This is a genomic window from Aeromonas simiae, from assembly GCF_000820125.1.
Classification (GTDB): Bacteria; Pseudomonadota; Gammaproteobacteria; order Enterobacterales; family Aeromonadaceae; genus Aeromonas; species Aeromonas simiae.
Window position 1 is genome coordinate 1 of sequence record NZ_CDBY01000014.1, and the last position, 5,107, is coordinate 5,107.

Below are 5,107 nucleotides of genomic sequence, written 5' to 3' on the forward strand. Positions count from 1 at the left end.
TAAATATTGAAGGCCTTCCCAGACGGGAAGGCCTTTTTGCTTTTGCATTGAGGCATTTATCGCTGAATCGCTGAATCGCTGAATCGCCGGACGACGGAAGAGGGTCGCTATAATCTCTACCTTCGGATACCCCCTCAGCCCTGTGTTTCACCCTCTGCCATTCGCGCGGCAGTCACCCCGTCACGCAAGAGCAGCCCAGTCGAGCGACTGGGCTTTTTTCGTTTGGAGCGAGGGGTAGCGGCGTGCTCGAATATATCAGGTACCCGGATGCGCCATCGCAATCGAAGCCGGGCCCGTTGGCGTGACCTTCCGAGAAAGAGAGTTTTTTGTCGCGCTTGGCCATGGAGGAATAGGCTGTTTTTCTAAACGGCGCTCCCTTCATGTTAGGAAAAAGCGCCTCTGGTCATTCTCTTGTCGTTTTTTGAACATAGGATAGGGACAACGTTCGACCGGTTTTTGCCGCCTGCGATCAACAAAAGCCGGCATTTGTGGTCATTCCAGACGGTGTGGGGTTTGTTTCGCAGCCTGAACTCGGTAAAGTAAGGACATGTCTGCGAGGCTGGCAGGCCTCCTCGCCAATTTCTCTGACACTTAACATGCGGTATTGCTATGGAACAAGTAAACAAATCTGCATTCAGCGATGTACTGGAATATGTTCGTATGTCCCGTCGCCAGAATAAGCTCAAGCGTGAGATTCAGGATATCGAGAAGAAAATCCGTGATAACCAAAAGCGGGTGCTGCTGCTCGACAACCTGAGTGACTACATCAAACCCAACATGAGCGTGGAAGAGATCCAGGCTATCATCGCCAACATGCGCACCGACTATGATGAGCGTGTTGACGAGTACATCATCAAAAATGCTGAGCTCTCCAAGGAGCGTCGTGAGCTCTCAACCAAGATCAGAGCGATGAGCTCCCAGAAGTAAATTCGAACCGGTCGTCAGACCGGTTTTTCATTTTTATCTCCTGTGTGAATGGTTCCAGTCAGCAACCCCCCAGGGCTGCTTTGCCTTTTTGCCCCGCCCCCTGTTACCATCAATTCAGACACGCATCCTTATCTGCATGCGTGCTGATGGATAACAATTCTTATAAGTTGCGCAACCATCATGGAGCTTCATATGGGCGCATCAAAACAGACGGATTCAAACATAGTGGCACCTGAGGATAATTCCGTGGTTAAGCCGGCTAAACGCCGTTTTTCCTGGTTTAAATGGCTGTTTTGGCTTCTCTTTCTCCTCATCGTCGGGGCCGCAGTAGCATTGCTGCTGTTCGAGATGAAGACCTCGACTCTGCAATCGCGTGAGTTCTCACGCTATGCCTCTGACCTGACCTATCAGGTTGAGCCTGGCTCCAGCTCCCATATCGTGTTTCCCAGCGAAGGCCCCTTCGACAAGCGGCTGGGCTATGTCGCTCTGCCTGGCATTCAGGAGCGCTTGCAGCAACGTGGTTTCGAGGTGCATCAACAAGTGCGCTTCTCCGATGAGTTACAGAACTATGCGGAGCACGGCTTCTTCGTGCCCTATACCGAGAAGGTGCAGGCGGGCCTCACGCTGCATGATTGCCGCGCCGAGTCGGTCTACCAGTTCCGTTACCCCAGCCACCACTATCCCAAATTCGATTCGATCCCCGAATTGGTGGTTCAGTCGCTGCTGTTTATCGAGAACCGGGAGCTGCTGAGTGACAAGGAGCCACTGGCTAATCCTGCGGTGGACTGGCCCCGTTTCGTGAAGGCGGCCGTCTCGCAGCTGGGTAAGGCGCTGGATGTGCAGGAGCAGTCCGCAGGCGGCAGTACGTTGGCGACCCAGGTCGAGAAGTATCGCCACTCACCGGATGGATTGACCCTCTCTCCCAAGGAGAAGCTGCGGCAGATGATCTCCGCCAGTATCCGAGCCTACCGTCTTGGCCCGGAAACGCTGGAGGCTCGCAAGCTGGTTGCCTGGGCCTACCTCAACTCGGTGCCGCTTTCGGCGGCGCCTGGCTATGGCGAGGTACATGGGCTGGGCGATGGTCTGTGGGTCTGGTTTGGGGCCGACTTCGAACGAGTGAACCAGTTACTCGATCCGACCCTTGACTCTGAGGCCAGCCTGGCCGAGCGTGGCCTGGCTTTACGCCAGGTTGTGTCGCTGATGATCGCGCACCGTCGCCCCTCTTATTATCTGGCTCAGGGGCGTGAGGATCTGGCGACATTGACCGACAGCTACCTGCGCCTGTTCCTGCAGGAGGGGATGATCGATCCCCCGCTGATGGAGGCCGCCCTCAAGGCTCAGCTTAAGTTCCGTCAGTTTGCTGTGGACCCTGCCATGGTCCGGGTCAACAACACCAAGGGATTGCAGGTGGCGCGCTTGCGTCTGAGCCGTCAGCTCGGGGTGCAGCTCTACGATCTCGACCGCATGGATCTCACCGCCGATACCAGCCTCAATTTCGAGTTGCAGGATAAGGTCACCGCCTACCTGCATCAGTTGGCGGATCCCGCCTTTGCCGCGCAGGTCGGGTTGTTTGGCGAGCGCCTGCTCTCGCCTGAGAAGACCGGTGATGTGCGCTACAGCTTCACCCTGTTCGAGCGCACCGACGATGGTTTCCGGGTGCGGGTGCAAACGGATAACACGGATCAACCGTTCGACATCAATGAAGGGAGCAAGCTAGAGCTGGGCTCCACCGCCAAGTTGCGGGTGCTGACCACCTATCTCGAGATCATCGCCGAACTGCACGATCGCTATGGCGAGATGCCGGCGGAGTCTCTGCGCAAGATGGAGCTGGAGGCGCAGGATAACCTGAGCCGCTGGGCCATCGGTTGGCTGCGAACCAGCAAGGAGCGCGGGCTCTCCCCCATGCTGGAGGCGGCGCTCGATCGCAAATATTCGGCCAGCCCTTACGAGGGGTTCTTCACCGGTGGTGGTATGCACACCTTCAACAACTTCCGCAAGGAAGATAACGGCCGCATGCCGACCCTACGCGATTCGCTGCGCGAATCGATCAACCTGCCTTTCGTGCGGCTGCTGCGCGACATCGCCCGCTACAGCCTCTACAAGGAGGGCAACCGCGCCCAGCTGATGAAAGATGACAGGGATCCGCGCCGCACCGAGTATCTGGTGCGCTTCGCGGACAAGGAAGGACAGACCTACCTGCTGCGCTTCTGGCGCAAGTATCAGGGCAAAACCGCGGAGCAGCGGATGGATACCTTCCTCGATGGCCTCAAGCCGAGTGCGGTGCGTCTGGCGGCGGTACACCGCTATCTCTTCCCCCAGGCCGGGCTGGACGAGTTCAGGGCCTTCCTCGACACGCGGTTGCCCAAGGCGCTGCGCAATGTGTTGACCGAAAGGCGGATCCAGCAGCTCTATGACACCTACGGCCCCGGCAAGTACTCCCTGCCGGATCAGGGTTACATTGCCCGGGTGCACCCGCTCGAGTTGTGGTTGCTCGGCTACCTGAAGTCTGCGGAGCAGGCGACCTTCCGCGATGCGGTGGAAGCGAGCAGGGACGAGCGCCAGGAAGTCTACGGCTGGCTCTTCAAGACCCGTCATCGCAGTGCCCGCGACAGTCGGATCCGCACCATGCTGGAGGTTGAGGCGTTCCTCGATATTCACCAGCGTTGGCAGCGGCTGGGTTATCCCTTCGATCATCTGGTGCCTTCACTGGCCACCGCGCTGGGTAGCTCTGGCGATCGTCCGGCCGCACTGGCGGAGCTGATCGGGATCATCGTAAACGATGGGGTCAGGTTGCCGACCTTGCGCATCGATCGCCTCGAGTTTGCCAAAGGCACGCCGTTTGAGACCGAGTTCCTGCCCAAGCGGGATGCCGGGATTCGGGTGTTGCCAAGCGAGGTCGCCACGGCATTGCGTGGGGCTCTCTCTCAGGTGGTGGAGGCCGGCACGGCGCGCCGTATTTCAGGGGCCTTCAAGCTGGCCGATGGCTCGCCTGTCGTCATGGGGGGCAAGACGGGGACGGGGGATAACCGGATCCAGAGCGTGGGGCGCTATGGCAATGTCATCAGCTCTCAGGCTCGCAACCGGACGGCAACCTTTGTCTTCTATCTGGGCAGTGATCACTTCGGTACCCTGACGGCCTATGTGCCGGGAAGCGCCTCAGACAAGTTCCGCTTTACCTCGGCGTTGCCGGTGCAGGTGCTCAAGGGCATGGCGCCGGTATTGGTCCCCTATCTGGAGCCCGGCACACACACCCAGTGTCGGGTGCCACTCACTCACTGAACGGGGGCCGCAAGGCCCCTTCTTACTGCTGGAGCCCCGATGTTATACAGCTTTTGCGCCACTGCCCGTGGCCCGCTGCTGGTCGCCGTCGATGACGATGGCCTGCGTCATGTGGAGTTTTGTGAGGGAGAGAGCCCACAGCCGATATTGCCAGAGTGGCGGCGCGATGACGGGGGACTACGCCCCTATCTGGAGCAGTTCGAGGCCTATTTTAGCGGGCGCTTGACCCGATTCGATCTGCCGCTCGCGGCGCGCGGCACCCCGTTTCAGATGGCGGTATGGGCCACCTTGCGCGAGATCCCCTATGGCCAGACCGTGAGTTATCGCGAGATTGCCGAGGCCATCGGTAACCCGAAGGCGGTGCGGGCCGTGGGGGCGGCCAATGGACGCAATCCCCTCAGTGTGATCGTGCCCTGCCACCGGGTCATTGGCAGCGGGGGCGCATTGACCGGCTATGCCGGCGGTTTACCGATCAAGGCGTGGCTGCTTGAGCATGAGCGGCGCGTTGCAAAGATGAACGCGGGATGAAGTAATGGCTCATATCACCTTCAGAGAGGCGGGCGTAAGGTGGATTTGCACTCAAGGCCGATAACGGTTTGGGTGGCACCATGTGACGCTTCCAATCTGTTTTTTCCCCAGCGCCTCTTCGAGGCGCTTTTTTTATCTCTCATCGCCATAAAAAAGCCCGCCGGATGGCGGGCAGAAATGACAAGGTGCTTTGTCAGGAAAGGGTGAGGAAGAGGCCCGCGAGGCAGGCGCTCATCAGGTTGGCGAGCACCCCAGCCAAAATGGCGCGCATGCCAAAGCGGGCGATGAAGGCCTTGCGTTCGGGCACCATGGCGCCGAGGCCGCCGATCAGAATGGCCATGGAGGAGATATTGGCTGTCAATCAGCATCGAAA

General features: G+C 58.9%; 3 protein-coding genes and 1 pseudogene. 3 read left to right on the forward strand and 1 reads right to left on the reverse strand.

Going from position 1 to position 5,107, the window contains the following annotated elements; all coding sequences use genetic code 11:
* The first annotated feature begins 609 nt into the window (after window positions 1-609).
* The 3 genes from tmaR to BN1134_RS02415 all read left to right on the forward strand — a co-directional run bounded on the left by tmaR (window position 610) and on the right by BN1134_RS02415 (window position 4,734).
* Entirely contained in the window at window positions 610-927 is a 318-nt protein-coding gene (tmaR, locus tag BN1134_RS02405; protein WP_042045037.1) for a PTS system regulator TmaR, read from the forward strand.
* Window positions 928-1,119: 192 nt separating this feature from the next.
* Entirely contained in the window at window positions 1,120-4,206 is a 3,087-nt protein-coding gene (locus BN1134_RS02410; protein WP_042045038.1) for a transglycosylase domain-containing protein, read from the forward strand.
* Window positions 4,207-4,245: 39 nt separating this feature from the next.
* Window positions 4,246-4,734, forward strand: coding sequence for a methylated-DNA--[protein]-cysteine S-methyltransferase (locus BN1134_RS02415; protein ID WP_042045039.1), 489 nt, complete (start codon window positions 4,246-4,248; stop codon window positions 4,732-4,734).
* 193 nt (window positions 4,735-4,927) lie between these two features.
* On the opposite strand, the pseudogene BN1134_RS19080 reads toward BN1134_RS02415, so the two are convergent.
* Window positions 4,928-5,089 (reverse strand): annotated as a pseudogene (locus BN1134_RS19080) (nucleoside transporter C-terminal domain-containing protein); the annotation flags it as partial.
* Window positions 5,090-5,107: the final 18 nt, after the last annotated feature.